This is a genomic window from Pseudomonas sp. 18173, from assembly GCF_050432945.1.
In the GTDB taxonomy this organism is placed as follows: domain Bacteria; phylum Pseudomonadota; class Gammaproteobacteria; order Pseudomonadales; family Pseudomonadaceae; genus Aquipseudomonas.
Window position 1 is genome coordinate 71,806 of sequence record NZ_JBKFTN010000015.1, and the last position, 18,053, is coordinate 89,858.

18 protein-coding genes and 1 tRNA gene are annotated in these 18,053 nt (G+C 60.4%); 7 read left to right on the forward strand and 12 right to left on the reverse strand.

All coding sequences use genetic code 11. The features are described from left to right. Positions 1 to 301 precede the first annotated feature (301 nt). The gene (locus tag ACLD1X_RS17695) at positions 302 to 1,126 is read left to right on the forward strand and encodes an FkbM family methyltransferase (RefSeq protein ID WP_008019013.1); all 825 of its coding nucleotides are present in this window, start codon (positions 302 to 304) and stop codon (positions 1,124 to 1,126) included. A gap of 78 nt (positions 1,127 to 1,204) precedes the next feature. Continuing rightward, a tRNA-Thr gene (locus tag ACLD1X_RS17700) sits at positions 1,205 to 1,280 on the forward strand. 64 nt (positions 1,281 to 1,344) lie between these two features. On the opposite strand, the gene ACLD1X_RS17705 is transcribed toward ACLD1X_RS17700, so the two are convergent. From ACLD1X_RS17705 to ACLD1X_RS17750, 10 genes are all read right to left on the reverse strand, one after another. Next, on the reverse strand, positions 1,345 to 2,055 hold the full coding sequence (locus tag ACLD1X_RS17705) for an SDR family NAD(P)-dependent oxidoreductase (protein ID WP_429369797.1): 711 nt from the start codon (positions 2,053 to 2,055) through the stop codon (positions 1,345 to 1,347). Positions 2,056 to 2,099: 44 nt separating this feature from the next. After that, positions 2,100 to 2,756: a DsbA family oxidoreductase gene (locus tag ACLD1X_RS17710; RefSeq protein WP_429369799.1), complete on the reverse strand. Its 657-nt coding sequence runs from the start codon at positions 2,754 to 2,756 to the stop codon at positions 2,100 to 2,102. After that, positions 2,753 to 2,974, reverse strand: coding sequence for a tautomerase family protein (locus ACLD1X_RS17715; protein ID WP_111286693.1), 222 nt, complete (start codon positions 2,972 to 2,974; stop codon positions 2,753 to 2,755). The genes ACLD1X_RS17710 and ACLD1X_RS17715 overlap by 4 nt, the downstream gene beginning before the upstream one ends. A 217-nt stretch (positions 2,975 to 3,191) precedes the next feature. After that, on the reverse strand, positions 3,192 to 3,476 hold the full coding sequence (locus tag ACLD1X_RS17720) for a helix-turn-helix domain-containing protein (protein WP_057399227.1): 285 nt from the start codon (positions 3,474 to 3,476) through the stop codon (positions 3,192 to 3,194). Continuing rightward, positions 3,466 to 3,783, reverse strand: a complete 318-nt coding sequence (locus ACLD1X_RS17725) for a transcriptional regulator (RefSeq protein ID WP_429369802.1) — start codon at positions 3,781 to 3,783, stop codon at positions 3,466 to 3,468. The genes ACLD1X_RS17720 and ACLD1X_RS17725 overlap by 11 nt, the downstream gene beginning before the upstream one ends. A gap of 245 nt (positions 3,784 to 4,028) precedes the next feature. Then, complete coding sequence (locus ACLD1X_RS17730) at positions 4,029 to 5,315, reverse strand: OprD family porin (RefSeq protein ID WP_429369804.1); 1,287 nt, start codon at positions 5,313 to 5,315, stop codon at positions 4,029 to 4,031. A gap of 260 nt (positions 5,316 to 5,575) precedes the next feature. Then, positions 5,576 to 6,247, reverse strand: coding sequence for a DsbA family protein (locus tag ACLD1X_RS17735; RefSeq protein WP_429369806.1), 672 nt, complete (start codon positions 6,245 to 6,247; stop codon positions 5,576 to 5,578). A gap of 229 nt (positions 6,248 to 6,476) precedes the next feature. After that, on the reverse strand, positions 6,477 to 6,689 hold the full coding sequence (locus tag ACLD1X_RS17740; RefSeq protein WP_108216139.1) for a hypothetical protein: 213 nt from the start codon (positions 6,687 to 6,689) through the stop codon (positions 6,477 to 6,479). Positions 6,690 to 6,933: 244 nt separating this feature from the next. Then, the gene (aguA, locus tag ACLD1X_RS17745; RefSeq protein WP_429369808.1) at positions 6,934 to 8,040 is read right to left on the reverse strand and encodes an agmatine deiminase; all 1,107 of its coding nucleotides are present in this window, start codon (positions 8,038 to 8,040) and stop codon (positions 6,934 to 6,936) included. A 294-nt stretch (positions 8,041 to 8,334) separates the two neighbouring features. After that, entirely contained in the window at positions 8,335 to 11,247 is a 2,913-nt protein-coding gene (locus ACLD1X_RS17750; protein WP_429369810.1) for an aminotransferase, read from the reverse strand. A gap of 190 nt (positions 11,248 to 11,437) precedes the next feature. Between ACLD1X_RS17750 and rfbC the strand changes: the two genes are divergently transcribed. From rfbC to ACLD1X_RS17770, 4 genes are all read left to right on the forward strand, one after another. Further along, positions 11,438 to 11,983: a dTDP-4-dehydrorhamnose 3,5-epimerase gene (gene rfbC, locus ACLD1X_RS17755; RefSeq protein WP_429369812.1), complete on the forward strand. Its 546-nt coding sequence runs from the start codon at positions 11,438 to 11,440 to the stop codon at positions 11,981 to 11,983. Between the two features lie 92 nt (positions 11,984 to 12,075). Then, the gene (locus tag ACLD1X_RS17760; protein WP_429369814.1) at positions 12,076 to 13,884 is read left to right on the forward strand and encodes a sensor histidine kinase; all 1,809 of its coding nucleotides are present in this window, start codon (positions 12,076 to 12,078) and stop codon (positions 13,882 to 13,884) included. Further along, positions 13,881 to 15,275 (forward strand): sigma-54-dependent transcriptional regulator, encoded by a 1,395-nt coding sequence (locus tag ACLD1X_RS17765; RefSeq protein ID WP_429369816.1) that lies wholly within the window; start codon positions 13,881 to 13,883, stop codon positions 15,273 to 15,275. The genes ACLD1X_RS17760 and ACLD1X_RS17765 overlap by 4 nt, the downstream gene beginning before the upstream one ends. A gap of 40 nt (positions 15,276 to 15,315) precedes the next feature. Then, positions 15,316 to 15,771 carry a YiiD C-terminal domain-containing protein gene (locus ACLD1X_RS17770; protein WP_008003181.1) on the forward strand — a complete coding sequence of 152 codons (456 nt, stop codon included), beginning with the start codon at positions 15,316 to 15,318 and terminating at the stop codon, positions 15,769 to 15,771. Between the two features lie 108 nt (positions 15,772 to 15,879). On the opposite strand, the gene cysQ is transcribed toward ACLD1X_RS17770, so the two are convergent. Both cysQ and nudE read right to left on the reverse strand, forming a co-directional pair. Beyond that, positions 15,880 to 16,707 carry a 3'(2'),5'-bisphosphate nucleotidase CysQ gene (gene cysQ / locus ACLD1X_RS17775; protein WP_429369818.1) on the reverse strand — a complete coding sequence of 276 codons (828 nt, stop codon included), beginning with the start codon at positions 16,705 to 16,707 and terminating at the stop codon, positions 15,880 to 15,882. Further along, positions 16,704 to 17,270, reverse strand: coding sequence for an ADP compounds hydrolase NudE (gene nudE, locus ACLD1X_RS17780; protein WP_008019034.1), 567 nt, complete (start codon positions 17,268 to 17,270; stop codon positions 16,704 to 16,706). Before nudE ends, cysQ begins: the two co-directional genes overlap by 4 nt. Before the next feature lie 88 nt (positions 17,271 to 17,358). Here nudE and yrfG point away from each other — a divergent pair, with 88 nt between their 5' ends. Continuing rightward, a complete protein-coding gene (yrfG, locus tag ACLD1X_RS17785) occupies positions 17,359 to 18,021 on the forward strand; it encodes a GMP/IMP nucleotidase (protein WP_429369821.1) in 663 nt (220 codons plus the stop codon). Positions 18,022 to 18,053 lie beyond the last annotated feature (32 nt).

Sequence of the window (18,053 nt, forward strand, 5' to 3'; positions counted from 1 at the left end):
GGATCCAAGATTCATGCCAGTTTCAGGGCAAAAACAAGACTGTTCATTTTTTGTACACACGTATAAAAAATTGAAAAAACAGGCATTTGCAGAAAAATGAGAACAGATCCACAAATTCAGCCTAAACCCAGTGCGCTTCCAATGGCATTGTGCATAAGCATTTAATGAAAACGACATATACGCCGAATTCCGGACCGCGGACAGGGGGATTTGCGCCGTTCCATTACTCTTGTTATACACACACGCAAGGGCGCCAACAGCGCGGCCACGAACAAGAACATTCTTCCGACAGGATGCGCCAGTGACGTTCATTTCCTACGCACAGAACTTCGAAGACATACGCCTGTGGCGCGCCCTGAAAACCGTCGAGAACGGCTTCTACATCGACGTCGGGGCAAACGATCCCACCCATGACTCGGTCACCAAGGCGTTCTATGACCATGGCTGGACCGGCATCAACGTCGAACCGATGCCCAACTACTACCAGGCCCTGTGCCAGCAACGCCCCAAAGACACCAACCTGCAGTGCGTGGCCGGCGAAAGTGCCGACAGCCTGACCTTCTACGGCATCGCCGGCACCGGCCTCTCGACCGCTGACCCTGCCATGGCGCAGATGCACAAAGACGCCGGCATGGACGTGCGCAGCCAGACCGTCCAGTCCCGCACTCTGACTTCCATCTGCGAAGAGCACGCCCGGGGACGCGATATTCACTTCCTGAAGATCGACGTCGAAGGCCACGAAGAGACCGTCCTGCGCGGTATGGACTTCACCCGGTGGCGGCCATGGGTGATCCTCATCGAAACCCCGTGGGAGCGCGACCAGACCTGGGAAACCCTCGTCACCGGCGCCGGCTACCAGTCCATCCTGTTCGACGGCATCAACACCTACTACCTCGCCGAAGAACACCTGAACCTCAAACCCGCCTTCGACATCCCGCCGTGCAACCTGGACGAGTTCCAGTTCTGCAAAGGCCACAACTTCAGCCACCCCGTCGGCGACGCCGAACACCAACTCGCCGCCGCCCTGCAACGCGCCGAACAGGCCGAAGCACAGCTGCGCGCAATGCAAAACAGCCGAGCCTGGAAAGCCATTCAGAAACTCAAGAAAACCCTGCTGCGCGCCTGACCGGAAGCCCGCGCAAAAATAGTCAGAATTCAGGGGTTTACAGAAGCCAGCCAATCGCTATAATCGTCGCCCTGACACGCCGGTATAGCTCAGATGGTAGAGCAACTGACTTGTAATCAGTAGGTCCCGGGTTCGATTCCTGGTGCCGGCACCATACAAAACAAAGCCCCTGCAGAACTGCAGGGGCTTTGTTGTTTCCGGGCTTTGAAAAAGCGCTTTTAGTGTCCCGCGCTCTGACCACCATCCACGTGCAGGATTTCGCCAGTGACGAACTTGGCGCCGTCCAGGTACACGACCGCTTGCGCAATGTCTTCGATCTCGCCCATGTGCCCGACCGGGTGCAGGCTGCCCAGCGCTGCGTGGGTTTCTTCGCCGTGCATCGGGGTCTTGATGATGCCCGGGCTGATCGCGTTCACGCGAATCCCGCGCTTGGCGTATTCGATGGCCAGGGATTTGGTTGCCGCGTTGAGGCCGCCCTTGGTCAGCGAGGCCAATACCGATGGCACGCCGTCGATGGCGTGGTCCACCAGGCTGGTGGTGATGTTGACGACGTGGCCGCTGCCCTGTTTTTCCATCTCGGCGATGGCGAGCTGGGTGATGTAGAAGAAGCCATTGACGTTCACCGACAGCACATTGGCGTAGTCTTCTGCGGTGTACGCGGTGAACGGCTTGGCGATGAAGATCCCGGCGTTGTTGACCAGGGTATCGATGCGGCCGAAACGGGACATCGCTTCACGGATGACACGTTGGGCGGTTTCCGGTTCGCCGATGTCGCCGGCCACGGTCAGAATGTCCGGATCGGTGGACGGCTTGATCGAGCGCGAAGTGGCGACGATGCGGTAGCCGAGTTCACGGAAGGCTTTGACCATGCCGTCGCCGAGACCCTGGGATGCGCCGGTGATTACGATGACTTTTTTCGAAATGCTCATGATGAAGACCTCTGACAATAAAAAGTGGGGTAGAAAATCTGTAATCAGGCTTCGGCCGGGGCGTTCGCCATTTGCCGCAACATCTGTTCGTAGTACTCGATCGATTGCGAACCGGACACCAGGTGGCGACCGTTCAGCACCATGGCCGGGACCGAATTGATGCCGCGCTGCCGGTAGTACGCTTCAAGTTCTCGCACCTCTTCTGCGAACGCGCCGGACGCCAGCACCTCTTGTGCACTTGCTCCATCCAGCCCCGCTTCAGTCGCCAGACGCACCAGCGTCGACTGATCACTCGGGTTCTGGCCTTCGCTGAAGTAGGCCTGCAGCAGCACCTTCTTCAGCTCGACCTGCCGCCCTTCCTGCAACGCCCACGTCAACAATCGGTGTGCATCGAAGGTGTTGTAGAAGTGCGTGCGCTTCTCCAGATCGAATTTGAAGCCGATGGCCTCGCCGCGAGCGATCTGCATGGCTTTGCCGGCGGCGACGTCGGCGGCCGTTCTCCCGTATTTGCGCATCAAGTGCTCGACCGCTTGCTCACCTTCGGCCGGCATATCCGGGTTCAACTCGAACGGCTTGTAGGTCAGCTCAACCGAGATGTCCCCGGCCACGTTCTCGATCGCTTGCTCCAGCGCCGTCGCTCCCAGTGCACACCAGGGGCACACCACATCGGAGATGAAATCGATGGTGACGGAGGACGTCATGATTTCCCCTCCGCCTCGGCCAGTTGCTTGCGGTACTGGGTGGTGGTGATTCCGGCGTAACCCCAGTTATCGGTGTCGACTTCTTCGATCACGATGTGGGTCAGGTCAGGGCGTTTGTTGAGGACGCGTTCCAGTGTTTCAGTGATCTCGGCAATCACCTGAGCTTTCTGCTCAGTGGTAACGCCATCGCGGGTGATGCGTACGGATACGAAAGGCATGAGGGAAACTCCAGTGACCTTCCCGTCGGGATGATGGGAGAGGCGTTGGAGCTCAATTTATGGAGTTTGCTGGAGGGGATAAAGGTGGGGGCGGGAACTTCATTCGTTACGTAGTGTAATTAATTACAAAGAGGGTATACAAACTACTCGCGCCCATCGAACGACTTGGAGACTTCTCAATTTCGGCGAGTGTTGAGCAGAAAGTTTGCCTTCTTGGCTAAATCGCTTGAAGGTCGCGCAGTGCCTCAGGATGCTGACTCGCCACGCGCAACAGCGTCTGCGCCGCTCCCGTCGGTTGCCGTCGCCCCTGCTCCCAATCCTGCAGCGTTCGCAAACTGACTCCAATCAGCTCGGCGAATGCACTTTGAGACACCCCCACTTTGGCCCGTGCTTCAGCAGCCGCAGACAGCGGCACCTCAGTCACCCGAGCAGCTTTGCCTGCTTTCATTTGACGCACAGAGTCCAGCAAGTCCTGCTGGAACTGCTCCAGTTCATTGACCATTGCCGATTTCCTCCTTCAGCTGCTTAAGGAAGGCCGCGGGTAAATTGTCGAATTTCGCCTTGGTGTAAGCGATTAACAACCAGATAGAGCCTTCAGAAAGCGTGTTGTAGTAAATGACACGAGTACCACCTCGTTTGCCCATCCCGCTACGGGACCAACGAACCTTACGCAGACCGCCGCTACCAGGAACCACATCGCCGGCCAACGGATTCGCCGCCAGCCAGGTAATGAATTCATGACGTTCGCCATCGTCCCAGATGGATTCAGCATAACGCTTGAAAATTTCGGTTTCGATAATCGTGAACATAGGCAGAACTATACGGCATTGCCGTATATTCGAGCAATCGATGTGGAGCGCTAAGACGTGTCGCAATTTTCCACTTTTTGCGACGCGTCATCCAAACATGTCGCCGCGGACGACACGTTCTCAAGACGTGTTGCCAAAATCGTGTTTCGGCGACATGAGCAATTCAACCGCAAAAAAAAGCCCCGAACCAGTCGGGGCTTTTCCTTTCTCAGCCTTTGATCAGGCCTCAACACCGCAACCCATCATCAGAAGACGTTGATCGGGTAGTCCACGAACACACGCACTTCGTTGCCGCTGACGTTGTACTCGCTCGACTTCTGCGACACGCGCAGGACCGAGCTGCGCAGTTTCACGCTGAGATCTTTGGCCGGGCCGCTTTGCACGACGTATTTGATCTGGTTGAAGATCTCGCGCTCGGTGCCGCCTTCGCTGGTGGAGGTGGTGATGTTGTCACCGCGCACGTAGGCCACGTTGTAGGTCAGGCCCGGTACACCGAAGGTGCTGAAGTCCAGGCCGTAGCCGACTTGCCAGCTGCGTTCGTCTTCGGCGTTGAAGTCGGACCAGTAGGAGTTCGCCAGGTAGATGGTGTTGCCACCGTCACCGATGCGGCCTTGGTCTTTCTGGTAGCCGCCGTAGGCGTAGCCCAGGTTGCTGTCGCCGGTGCTGCGCTGGTGCGCGAGGGTGAACGAGTGCGGACCGGTGATGAAGGTGGCGGCCAGGCTCCAGATCTTGTTGTCGTCGCCGGTGATACCGTTGTCGCGGACGTAGGAATCTTCCAGCTTGGTGCGGTAGCCGTTGAAGTCCAGGGTCAGGGACTGATCCTTGTCGATCGGGAACACATAGTTGGCGTTCACGTATTGTTTCTTCAGCACGTCTTCGACGTCGGAAGCGTACAGCGCGGCCTTGAATTGCTCGGTGAACTGGTAGCTGCCGCCCAGTACGTTGATCGACTTCAAGCCACCGCTGTCACGACCTTCAGCACTTTTGCGCGATTCGGCGGTGAAGCGCCCGGCGTCCAGTTGCAGGCCTTTGATCTCTTTGGAGGTGATCAAGGTACCGGTATAGCTTTCCGGCAGCAGGCGCGAGTTGTCGTAGTTCAGCACCGGCAGGGCCGGCATCTGGTCGCCGTAGGTCAGGGTGGTGCTGGACAGACGGAACTTGATCGCTGCGCCGCCCTTGGACAGGTCGTCAGCCGGCTGGCCGCTGTCACCCTTTTTGAAAAAGTCGATGCCTTGTGCGCCGCTACGGTCTTCGCTGCGTTCCAGGTTCAGAGCGTACAGCCCGAAAGCGTCCACACCTACACCGACGGTGCCTTGGGTAAAGCCGGACGAGAACGTGCCGATGGCCGCCTGGCCCCACTCGGATTTATCCGGGTTGCCGTCTTTGAAGTCACGGTTCATGTAGGCGTTGCGCAACAGCACTTTGAGACTGCTGTCTTCAACAAACCCCTTGGATTCGGCCTGGTCGTTCGCCATGGCCTGTGTAGCACTCAACATCCCCAGAGCGATCAGGCTGATTCGCTTGTTCAACATTTTGTTTTTTTCCTTGATTCGGTTGATACGCGCTGTGTCGAACGGCCGAAATGGCGCTATCGCGCTCTTGTTTCAGTGCAAAAACAAAAAGGCCCGCCCACGATTTCTCGCGGCGGGCCTTTTATTGTTTTTGAGTCGTGGCGGTCGGCCACAGGCGTTGGGCCGAATCGTAGCCGCGCCCTCAATGATGTGTCAATTTCGTGAATCTTCTACAAATAGGCAAAAATTGTCTAAGAAACTGCTTTACGTGGCAGGAATATTCAATCGGTGCAACCTTCGAGGCCACAGGCTGCTACGGAACTGGATGCTTCTTGATCGGGCAGTGACTGACTCAGCCACTGCGCAAACGCCTGGGGTTTGCCCAGCCATGGCCCGATATCGATCAGGGTGAATTGGTCATTGTCCTCAAGCACCAGGGTCGGAAAACCCTGCCCGCCCACCCTGGCCAGGAAAGCCCGGCTGTTGCGGATATGGCCTTCGGTGTCGGCCGCCCTGAAGGCTGTTTCGAAGGCTTGACCGTCCAGCCCCATGCCGTGGGCCAGTTCAAACAGTACCGATTTGTCGGCGATGCGGCGCCCCTCGACGTAGTGAGCACTTTGCAAACGCCCCAGCAACTCCAGCCCGCGACCTCCCATTTGTTCGGCAGCCAGCACGGCAGCGATAGGTGGAGCCGAGTCGAACACGGCGGTGTGATCACGCAGCAAACCTTCGAAATAGGCCTCACCGAACGGCTGCCCGCTGTATTCGGCAATGCGCCGGTCATGGGGCATGACGTAACTGCGCAGTTGTGGCGAAACCTTTTGCCGATTGGCCCCCGTCATCATGCCGCCGCCGTGGGCAATCACGGGCAGCACGGCCTGGGCGGCCTGCACCAGCGGTTTGGCACCGTAGCACCAGCCGCACAATGGGTCGTAGATGTAATGCAGGATCATGGAAAAGCTCCGACAGCAATTCAGGAAAATTCGATGTCGGCAGATTAGTGCCGCAATGGCCCTGGAAAAACGCCGGATTGGTTTTCAGTCTGTTGCTTGAATCGGTCGAATGGCAGGGTTAAGACAGTTGCTTCCACAATGTTCAGTGGTGAATGCAAAAATCCGTAAGCAAAAAAAAGCGCTGCCATCCCGGCAGCGCTTTTTTTTGATCAATCCGTTGTTGTTCTTCTTATCCTTCCATCACATCCCACAACGCATCCAGTTCCGCCTCGCTGAATAAACCAGCAGGGTAACGCTCGATCATCGTCCGGCGCGGATCAGTTTCGCTGATCTGACGCATTCCATTGGACTTGAACCAGTGCGCCAGAATCTGGAGCGATTCGCTGTTGACTGCCAGGGGATGCAACGCCTTGTCGCTCACTATGTTCACTTCGGCGTTCATTTCAGCGCTCTCTCCCGGTTTGTGAGCGGCTAACTTATCCAAGGTTTATGACAGAACATCGAAGTCCTCCCCCTCCCCGAGTTACAACAGCAGGGATACAAGAGCTGTGCCAAGGTTTCTGAAGTGTGACCAAACGGATACAAAAAAGCCCGCAGCCCTTCAGGGCTGCGGGCTCTGTGCAATTGAGCGGGCTGATCGACAGCCTGAGGAATTTCGCAATCAACTCAAGCTGTTACAACCGCACTCACTCCTTGTGCGGCGCCGGTTGTTGCTGGGTAAGGCAGTGAATATTGCCGCCCCCCAGTAACAGTTCGCGACCAGGCACCATGACCACTTCGTGCTGCGGGAACAGGTTCTGCAAGATTTCCTTTGCCGGGCCATCCTGCGGGTCGTCAAAGCTCGGCGCGATGATGCCGCCGTTGACGATCAGGAAGTTCACGTAGGAACCGGCCAGACGAACAGTCGGGTTACGTTCCTGAGTACCGTCCACCGGATCGACACCGGCACACTCTTCTTCGGTCGCAAACAGCGGCCCCGGAATCGGCATCTTGTGCACCGTGAACGGGCGGCCCTTGGCGTCGGTGCTGCCTTGCAGCACTTTCATCGCGGCCTGGCAGCGCGGGTAGTTCGGGTCCTGTGGATCATCGGTCCAGGCCAGCAACACTTCGCCCGGGCGCACGTAGCAGCAGAAGTTATCCACATGGCCATCGGTTTCGTCGTTGAACAAGCCATCCGGCAGCCAGATGATTTTATCCACAGCCAGGTTCGCACTCAGGACCGCTTCGATTTCCGCGCGATTCATGTGCGGGTTGCGATTGCGGTTGAGCAGGCATTCTTCGGTGGTGATCAGCGTGCCTTCGCCGTCGACGTGAATCGAGCCGCCCTCGAGCACGAAGCCTTCGGTGCGGTAGCGCTGGCTGCGTTCGATCTCGAGGATCTTGCCGCCGACCTGCGAGTCACGGTTCCACGGCGAATACAGGCCGCCATCAAAACCGCCCCAGGCATTGAAGTCCCAGTTCACGCCACGGACTTCGCCACTGTTGTTGATGACAAAGGTCGGACCGGAGTCGCGAACCCAGGCGTCGTCGCTGGACATTTCCACCACACGAATATTCGGCACGTCCAGACGGGCACGGGCGTTTTCGTATTGGCCGGCGGAAACACACACGGTCACCGGTTCGAAACGGGCGATGGCTTTGGCCACTGCCACGTGCGCGGCTTGGGCCGGCTTGCCACCCAGGCGCCAGTTGTCCGGACGCTCGGGCCAGATCATCCAGGTCTGGGTTTGGGGTGCCCATTCGGCTGGCATGTAGAAGCCGTCGGCGCGAGGGGTGCTGTTCAACGTGGTCATGGCTCAGGACTCCGGAGTGGCATTGATACCTGACAGAAATGGAAGCGTATGTGTAAACGCCGTGGGCTGTGGCGACTTTATATCCGATAAATATCGGCTTTTAAAGCACCATCAATCCGTGGTTACAAAAATGATCGACAAAATGCCGATATCAATCGAACTAAAACCACCTTTCATGTGGGAGCGGGCTTGCTCGCGAAAGGGTCGTGTCAGTCAAACGAGATGTCGACTGACAGTCCGCTTTCGCGAGCAAGCCCGCTCCCACATTGGCCCGCATTCATTTGGTGGATCGGTTTACAAACCTTCCGCCAGCACCTTCGACAGCATGTCCACGAAGAAATCCACGCTCTGGCGCGAAGTGACCATCGGCGGCTTGATCTTGAGGATGTTCAGGTAATCGCCGGTCGGCTGCATGAAGATCCCCAGTTCACGCAAGCGATCGCACAGTGCGGTGGTTTCTTCGGTGGCCGGCTCCAGGGTTTCGCGGTTGCGGATCAGTTCGACGCCCAGGTAGAAGCCGGAACCATGCACCGCGCCCACTAACGGATGAATATCGATCAACGCTTCGAGGCGCTTCTTGAAGTGCCCGCCAACGACCTGGGCGTTCTCCCAGAGTTTTTCCTCTTCCATCACATCCAGCACGGCCATGCCGACCTGGCAACTGACCGGGCTGCCGCCGGCGGACGAGAAGAAGTAACCCTCGGCCTCCAGCGCCTCGGCGATTTCCCGGCGAGTGATCACCGCGCCCAATGGCTGGCCGTTGCCCATGCCCTTGGCCATGGTGATGATGTCCGGCACCACGCCCTGCTCTTCGAAGCCCCAGAAGAAATCGCCCATGCGCCCGTAGCCGACCTGCACTTCGTCGGCGATGCACACGCCGCCCTGGGCCCGAACCATTGCATAGACTTGCTGCAAATAGCCCGGTGGCAGCGAAATGCCGCCGGCATTGCCGTACACCGGTTCACAGATGAACCCGGCCAGTTGGCGCTTCTGCCCGGCGATTTTCGCCAGGTTGTGTTCGACGCTTCGCACATAGTCCGGCGCGCTGTCCGGCCCGCGGAACTCACCGCGATAGGTATTTGGCGCGGTCACCGGGTGCACCCAGTCCGGGCGGCTGCTCAAGGCCCTGGGGTTGTCGGCGATCGAGGTCGACACCGAGTCGGCCCCCACCGTCCAGCCGTGGTAGGCCTCCAGCACGCTGAGCATGTCGCGGCCGCCGCTGTAGGCCCACGCCAGGCGAATCGCCAGGTCGTTGGCTTCGCTGCCGCTGTTGACCAGGAACACACGGTCCATGCCGTCCGGGGACAGTTTCAGCAAACGTTCGGAGAACTCGGCCACGGCCGCATAGTTAAAGCGCGAGTTGGTGTTGAGCAACGACCACTGGCGACTGGCAACCGCCGCCATGCGCGGGTGTCCGTGGCCCAATACCGCAACGTTGTTGAGCATGTCGAGGTAGGAACGCCCCTGCATGTCGATCAAATGGTTGCGCCAGCCACGCTCGATGCGCGGCGGGTCGACGTAATAATGCTTTTGCGTGCGGGCGAAACTGGCGTCACGCCGGGCCAGCAAGGTCGCGCCATCAAGTTCTGCTTCGGCGTCACACGCCAGCCCCAGCAGCGCGGCAGGTGATGGGCACAGCGCCTGCCAGGCGGCGGCGCGCGAGGGCGTGCAGAACAATGGCGCATTGATCGAGCCGCCACGGCACAACTGCACGATCAACGGCCCGCTGACCGAACCCAGCACCTGGCCTTTGACCAGTGCCGCACCACTGTGCAGCGACGGCGTGACACCCCACAGCCGAACACTCAATTGCGGGCCGTCCAGTTGCAGCACGCCGGCGGAGGGGTGATGCACCACCCCGGCAAACGGCGCCTCGACCGCCGTGCCCTGAGGTACGCGCAACTCGACGTGCAACGGGCAAGTATCGGGCTCGGTGGCGCTGTCCGGGCGGGTGCGGGACAAACGGTATTGTCCGTAGCGACTGGCCGCCAGGCCATGTGCCGCAGCCGCTTCATCCAGCAGGCGCTGATCGACGCCCTCCTGCTCCCAGTTCCCGGCCTCGAAATGCGGGCTCAGGACACCCAGGTCGATCAAGGCGAACTCACGCCCCACCAGGCTCGGTAACAGCGGTGCAAAGCCTTCGCTGCCAATGGCCGGAAGATTCTGGCCGACGGCCGTGAGGATCGCCGCCTCCATCAACGCCAACGGCACCGACGTGGCCACACGGAAGATTTCCCACTCATGAAGCAGGTTATCGCGACTGTAGGTATTGCCCGGATCGATGCTGACCTGCTGTTCGCCACTGAGCACCAGCACCGCCGCACGAGCAACGATCAGCGGCCACAGCGCCAGTAGTTCTTCGTGTTGTAACGGATTGACCGCGTGATACGCCTGTATCGCTGGCAAGATGCAGAACGGATCGCCCTCGCCATGATGCAGCAGCGCGGCGCAGGTCACCGACAGATCGGTAATGCGCCAGGTGCGCACCAGGTCGCCGAAGTCGATCACGCCTTGCAGCTGCCAGTGGCGTTGCGCATCGCGCTGCCACACCACGTTGTCGTCGGTGATGTCCATGTGAATGGCCTGCACCGGCAATTTGTCTTCCAGTGCCTGCAAATGCCGCTCGGCTTGCCCGGACGCTTCGACGATCAGTTTGCGCTGGTCTTGATCCTTGATCACCGGCAGCAAGTGCGCGATCAGGGCGTGAGCATGGCGGGCGTCCCACTGCAGGGTTCGCACCAGGCCCGGATGGTCGAAATCCGCCAGGGCAAGGTCCATTTCACCGCACAGGCGACCGAAGCCGGACACCACCGTCGGGTTGAAATGGCCGAGGCTCGTCAGCGGCTGTCCTTCGATGTAATCGAGCAGGCGAACGTGCACTGCCTGGCCACCCACGTCCAGAGACAGCAGGTCTGCACCGTTTTTTGCCGCGATGACACGCGGCACATGGACATCGGGATGCCCGGCCAAGTGCTTGAGCCCGGCATGTTGTGCCTCAAGCTCGAGTACCGAGTAGTCGCCACGGCAGATTTTCAGGACGAAACGCCCCCGCTCGCTGTCGACGCGATAGTTCAGGTCTTGCTGGCTGCCAAGCGCCTGCAGCTTGCCGCTGAACCCGTAATGTTCTTCCAGCAGCTCTAGCGCCTGCTGCGCAGATACCTGCGGGCTGGGCAAACTGGCGCGATGAATCAACGTGGCGAGCGGCATACAACGACCCCTGAAATTTTATTAGGCGCCTATATCGCCACTGCTTCGGGCGATACGCAACCCCCCGGGGCCGGTACTCGTCGTATACAGGGGCTGGAGCAGGCCGGCAGATTTTTACCTGGGCACTCGCCCCCGTCGGCGCTTTGCGCAAGAATGGCGGCCATCAAACGCAAATTGCTGGAGAGCCACCATGAATGTAGTGACCACCGACCTGCCCGGTGTTCTGATCCTCGAACCCAAGGTCTTTGGTGACGAACGTGGTTTCTTCTACGAGAGCTTCAACGCCAGGGCTTTCAAGGAAGCCACCGGTCTGGATACTCAATTCGTTCAGGACAACCACTCCCGCTCACAAAAAGGCGTGCTGCGCGGCCTGCATTACCAACTGCAGAACACCCAGGGCAAACTGGTCCGGGTAACCGCAGGTGAAGTACTCGATGTGACCGTGGACATTCGCCGCAGCTCGCCGAACTTCGGCAAATGGGTCGCCGTGCGCCTGTCTGCCGACAACCATCGCCAACTCTGGGTACCGGAAGGTTTTGCCCACGGTTTCGTGGTGCTGAGCGACTACGCCGAGTTTCTTTACAAGACCACTGACTACTACACACCGTCCGCCGAGCGCAGCATTCGCTGGGATGACCCGGACCTGGCCATCGACTGGCAACTGGAAGGCACGCCGCAGCTGTCGGCGAAAGATCAGGCCGGCGCACTTTTCAAGGACGCCGAGGTCTTTGCCTGAAAAGCCTGCGCAGGTGCTCTAACCAGATGCACCTGACCCAAGGTGCGCAAGCCTAGGCATAATGCGCCTGTACCCACAGGCGCATGCTGCTCATGAAACCGACTCTCCCTCCCAGACCCCGTTGGCGCAGCCTGGCCCTGCTGGCACTGTGCCTGGCGCCGTTGCTGTGGCCGCTGGAGCATCTCGCCGAGCGTTATTACCGCAGTGAGCTGGCCAGCCAGAATCGCCAGACCCTGGACCTCTACGTCGCCAACCTGCTGGGTACCCTGCACCGCTATGAAGTGTTGCCGCAGATCCTCGGCGACCTGCCGGCCCTGCGCGCCGTTCTCGGTGCACCGGACGATGGCGTCACCCAGGGCAATGCCAACCGCCTGCTGAAAAACATCGCGACCCAGACAGGCGCCGAAGTCATGTACCTGATGGATGCCACCGGCAAGACCCTGGCCGCCTCCAACTGGGACAAGCACGACAGTTTCGTCGGGCGCAATTTTTCCTTCCGGCCGTATTTCAGCGAAGCCATGGCCGGACGGCTCGGGCGCTTTTTCGGCCTGGGCACCACCTCCGCCAAGCGCGGTTACTTCTTCGCCGCCGGTGTGCGCGATGGCGAAAAAATCGTCGGTGTGCTGGTGGTCAAGGTCGACCTTGACCACACCGAGAGCCTCTGGGGTAAAACCCCGGAACAACTGCTGCTGACCGACCACAACGGCGTGGTCATTCTCACTTCGCGGCCGGAGTGGCGATTCCGCTCGACCCGCCCGTTGAACGAGGAAGAAAGCAAAGCCATCACCGCGATTCAACCCTACCCGACCCGCGAGCCCCAACCGCTGAAGCTCAATCCCAATGCCTGGTTGACCCAGACCCAACAGATCGCCGAAACCGGCTGGGATGTCAGCATCCTCGCCCCGCGTACCCTGATCGACCGCCCGGTGCGCACGGTGGTGGCCATTGGCGGTGCAACGCTGCTGGTATTGATGCTGTTGCTGGGCCTGATGATGCAGCGCCGTCGCCATTACCTCGAACGCATTGCCTTCGAAGCCAAGGCCCGCCGCGAACTCGAGGGTCGGGTCGCCGAGCGCACCAGCGACCTCGAAGGCCTCAACCGGCGCCTGAAACAGGAAGTGCTGGAGCGCGAGCAGGCCCAGCAGGAACTGGTACGCGCCCAGGATGACCTGGTGCAGGCCGGCAAATTGTCGGCACTGGGCACCATGTCGGCGAGCATCAGCCATGAACTCAATCAGCCGCTGGCAGCGATTCGCAGCTACGCGGAAAACGCCGAAGTACTGCTCGATCACCAGCGCACCGACGATGCCCGCGGCAACCTCAAGCTGATCAGCGAATTGACCGGCCGCATGGCCTCGATCATTGCCCACCTGCGCGCTTTCGCCCGGCGCGATCGTCACGCCCCGGAAAGCGTCGCCCTGCAACCGGCGCTGGACGATGCCCTGGCCTTGCTGGCCAAGCGCCGGCGCAGCATGGACGTCGAACTGATCCGCGACTTGCCCGCCGCCACCCTGTGGGTCGAGGCCGGGGAAACCCGCCTGCGCCAGGTACTCGGCAATCTGCTGGCCAACGCCCTGGATGCCCTGACGGAAAAAGGCCCGCCTCGTAAACTCTGGCTGAGTGCCCAATCCACTCCCGAAGGCGTCAACCTGTACATTCGCGACAACGGCCCGGGCTTTTGCATGGAAGCCCTTGGGCGCGCCAGCGAGCCGTTCTACACCACCAAGACCCGCACCCAGGGCCTGGGTCTGGGGCTGGCGATTTGCGAAACCCTGATGCGCGCCTTCGGCGGCGAGCTGTCGTTCGCCAATCACAAGGAAGGCGGCGCCCTGATTACCCTGAAGCTGCGCGCAGGCGCACCGGGCGTGAGCCTGCAACCGTCCGAGGACCGAAGTGCATGACCATCGACAACCGCATTCAGGTCGTGTTGATCGACGACGATCCCCACTTGCGCCAGGCCTTGAGCCAGACACTGGATCTGGCGGGTCTGAAAATCCTGCCGCTGGCCGAAGCCAAGGGCCTGGCCGCGCAGCTGGAGCGCGACTGGCCGGGCGTGGTGGTCAGTGACATCCGCATGCCCGGCATGGACGGCCTGGAATTGCTGACCGAACTGCACGCCCAGGACCCCGAGTTGCCCGTGCTGTTGATCACCGGCCACGGCGACGTGCCGCTGGCCGTGCAGGCCATGCGTGCCGGTGCCTACGACTTCCTGGAAAAGCCGTTTGCCAGTGACGCCCTGCTCGACAGCGTGCGCCGCGCGTTGGCCCTGCGTCGGCTGGTGCTGGACAACCGCAGCCTGCGATTGGCCTTGAGCGACCGCAATGAGCTAAGCGCCCGTCTGGTTGGCCATTCACCGTCGATGCTGCGCCTGCGCGAGCAGATCGGCGCCCTGGCCGCGACCAGGGCCGATGTGCTGATCCTCGGCGAAACCGGTGCAGGCAAAGAAGTCGTGGCCCGGGCGCTGCACGATTTATCGAGCCGCCGCAACGGACCGTTCGTGGCGATCAACGCTGGTGCCCTGGCCGAATCCGTGGTCGAAAGCGAGCTGTTCGGCCACGAGCCCGGTGCCTTCACCGGGGCGCAGAAGCGCCGCATCGGCAAGTTCGAGTTCGCCAATGGCGGCACCTTGTTCCTTGATGAAATCGAAAGCATGAGCCTGGATGTGCAGGTCAAATTGCTGCGCTTGCTGCAAGAGCGGGTGGTCGAACGCCTGGGCGGCAATCAACTGATCCCGCTGGACATCCGCATCATCGCCGCCACCAAGGAAGACCTGCGCCAGGCAGCGGACCAAGGACGTTTCCGTGCCGACTTGTATTACCGCCTGAACGTCGCGCCATTGCGGATTCCACCGCTGCGCGAACGGGGCGAAGACGCGCTGATGCTGTTCCAGCATTTTGCCGATGAGGCCAGTGCCCGCCACGGTTTGCCAGCCCATGAACTGCAACCGGGGCAACGCGCCTTGCTGCTGCGCCACACCTGGCCCGGTAACGTGCGCGAGCTGCAAAATGCGGCCGAGCGTTTTGCCCTCGGGCTGGAACTGGCCCTCGACAACAGCACGCCCGATGGCAGCGCCAGCAACAGGGTCGAAGTGGTCAGCGGAGGTTTGAGCGAGCAGGTGGAGAACTTCGAAAAAACCCTCATTGCCGCCGAACTGGCACGCCCGCACAGCTCGGTGCGCAGCGTCGCCGAAGCCCTCGGCGTTCCGCGCAAGACCCTGCACGACAAACTGCGCAAACACGGCTTGAGCTTCTCAGACAGTGGTGCCCCGGCCCACCCTGACGATCTCGACTGAGCTACCGTCCAATCATCCACTTCAAGCAAGAGGCCCCTGAATGAGCCGCGACAGTCGACAACTGGAATCAGTCCTCCATCACGACATTCCCCTCACCCGGGACATGGGCCTCAAGGTGCTCGACTGGCATGACCAGCAACTGCGCCTGCACTTGCCGCTGGAAGCCAACGTCAATCACAAGAGCACCATGTTCGGCGGCAGCCTGTATTGCGGCGCGGTACTGGCCGGTTGGGGCTGGCTGCATTTGCGCCTTAAAGAGGAAGGCATTACAGACGGGCACATCGTGATTCAGGAAGGGCAGATCAGTTACCCGCTGCCGGTAACGGGCGATGCCAACGCCATTTGCCAGGCGCCGGATCCGGTGATCTGGAAGAAATTCCTCACCACGTTCCAGCGATACAGCCGAGCGCGGTTGACGCTGCATACGCGGGTCGTCAATGAAGGCCGAGATGAAGATGCGGTGAGGTTTGTCGGGCAGTACGTGCTGCACCGCTAAGCGCCACTACCTCTGTAGGAGCGAGCACGCTCGCGATGGTCGTCAACGATAACGCGGGCAACCTGACACCCCGCGGTGCCTGGTCTTCCCTCGCGAGCGTGCTCGCTCCTACAGGGTAGCGAGCGCCAGCAGTTTCTCCCGCCACGCCGCCTTGGCCGGCAACGCCAGAAAGAACGGGTTCAACAGTGATTCCCGCGCCGGATAGCTGAATGGCTCGCCGCTCAACTCCAGCACCTCACCGCCGGCGCCTTCCAGCACGCCTTGCGCTGCTGCCGTGTCCCACTGCGAAGTCGGTGCCAGGCGCGGATAGCAATCCGCGGCCCCTTCGGCCAGCAGGCAAAACTTCAGCGAACTGCCGATATTGGCCAGTTGCAGCTCGCCGAGGCTGGCGCTCAAACCGGCCAGCAAACGCTCCTGCTCCGGGCTCGAATGGCGACGGCTGGCCACCACGGTGAACGGCTCGCCCGGCGCCAACGCATCACGCACCTGAATCGCCACAGGCGTGCCAGCTTTATCGCCACGCCAGGCACCGAGGCCGGCGCCACCGACATAAAAACGGCCGCTGGTCGGCATCGACACGACACCGAACACCACTCGACCGTTTTCGATCAGGGCGATGTTGACGGTGAACTCTTCGCTGCCGCTGATGAACTCCTTGGTGCCATCCAGTGGATCGACCAGCCACCAGCGCTGCCAGCCGGCGCGAACGCCTTGGGGAATGTTGGCATCCTCTTCGGAGAGCACCGGGATGCTCGGGTCAAGCGCCGTCAGCCCGGCCAGAATCACATGGTGCGCAGCCAGGTCAGCAGCGGTCACCGGCGAATCATCAGACTTCGCCGTAACGGCCGTGCCTGTGCGCCAGAACGGCAGGATCGCTTCACCCGCCTGCAAGGCCAGCTCGATGACCGGTGCCATCAGTGGATGTGGGAATTTCATGGCTGGAACGCTCCGCGTTGAGTCAAAAGGTCTCGGGCCAGGTACAGCGCCGCCAAGGCACGGCCTTCGGTAAATTGTGGATTTTGCGCCAGCGCCGAGAGTTCACGCAGATTGACCTTGTCTACCCGCATCGGTTCGGGTTCGTCGCCCTCCAGGCGCTCTTCGTAGAGGTCAGTAGCCAGCACCACTTGTATCTTCTGGCTCATGTAACCGGGGGACAACGACAACTCGGTCAGGTGTTCCAGCTGCCGCGCGCCGAACCCGGCCTCTTCCTTGAGCTCACGCTCGGCTGCCGCCAACACGTCTTCACCCGGCTCGATCAAGCCCTTGGGCAATGACATTTCATATTCATCCGTGCCGCCGCAATACTCCTCGACCAGCACCGCATGCTCGGCATCGAGCATCGCCACGATCATTACCGCGCCGTACCCGGCACCTTTGCCGACCAGGCGCTCATACGTGCGTTCCACGCCATTGGCAAAGCGCAACTTCAGCTCCTCCACGCAGAACAATCGACTGGTGGCGACAATTTCGCGGGCGAGTATGGTGGGTTTCTGGCGCATGCAAAGCTCCTGGGCGTGAACGCGCTACTATAACGCGGCTTTCCCGATTGTTTACGCCAGAAATCTTTCTATTGCCCGAGACGTTGCCATGCCTTCATTACCCTGGTCCGACATCGATACCGTTCTGCTGGACATGGACGGCACGCTGCTGGATCTGCATTTCGACAATCATTTCTGGATGGAGCACCTGCCTCGGCGTTACGCCGAACTGCACGGGGTCAGCCGGGCCATGGCCGAGATGGAATTGCAGCCATTGTTCGAGCGCAATGCCGGTCAGTTGCAGTGGTACTGCCTGGACTTCTGGAGCACCGAACTGAAGCTGTCGGTGCGCGACCTGAAACTGGAAACCGCGCACCTGATCGCCCTGCGCCCGGACGCCGACACTTTTCTGGAAGCGATCAAACGGGCCGGCAAGCGCGTGGTGCTGATCACCAATGCCCATCGGGATGCATTGTCGTTGAAGCTGGAAAAAGTCGAACTGGCGCCTTACTTCGAACGCTTGATCAGCTCCCATGACTACGGCTTCCCCAAGGAAAACCCGCAGTTCTGGGATGCACTGCAAGCTGATATCGCGTTTGATCCGGCGCGCAGCCTGTTCATCGACGACACCTTGCCGATCCTGCGTAGCGCACGGGACTTTGGCGTGGCGCACTTGCTGGCCGTGCGCGAGCCGGACAGCCACAAAGGGCCGAGGGATACGGCGGAGTTTGCAGCGGTTGAGGGCTATCGGGATTTGATTGCAGGACTCTAGACCGCGTTGCCTGCATCGCGGGCAAGCCCGCT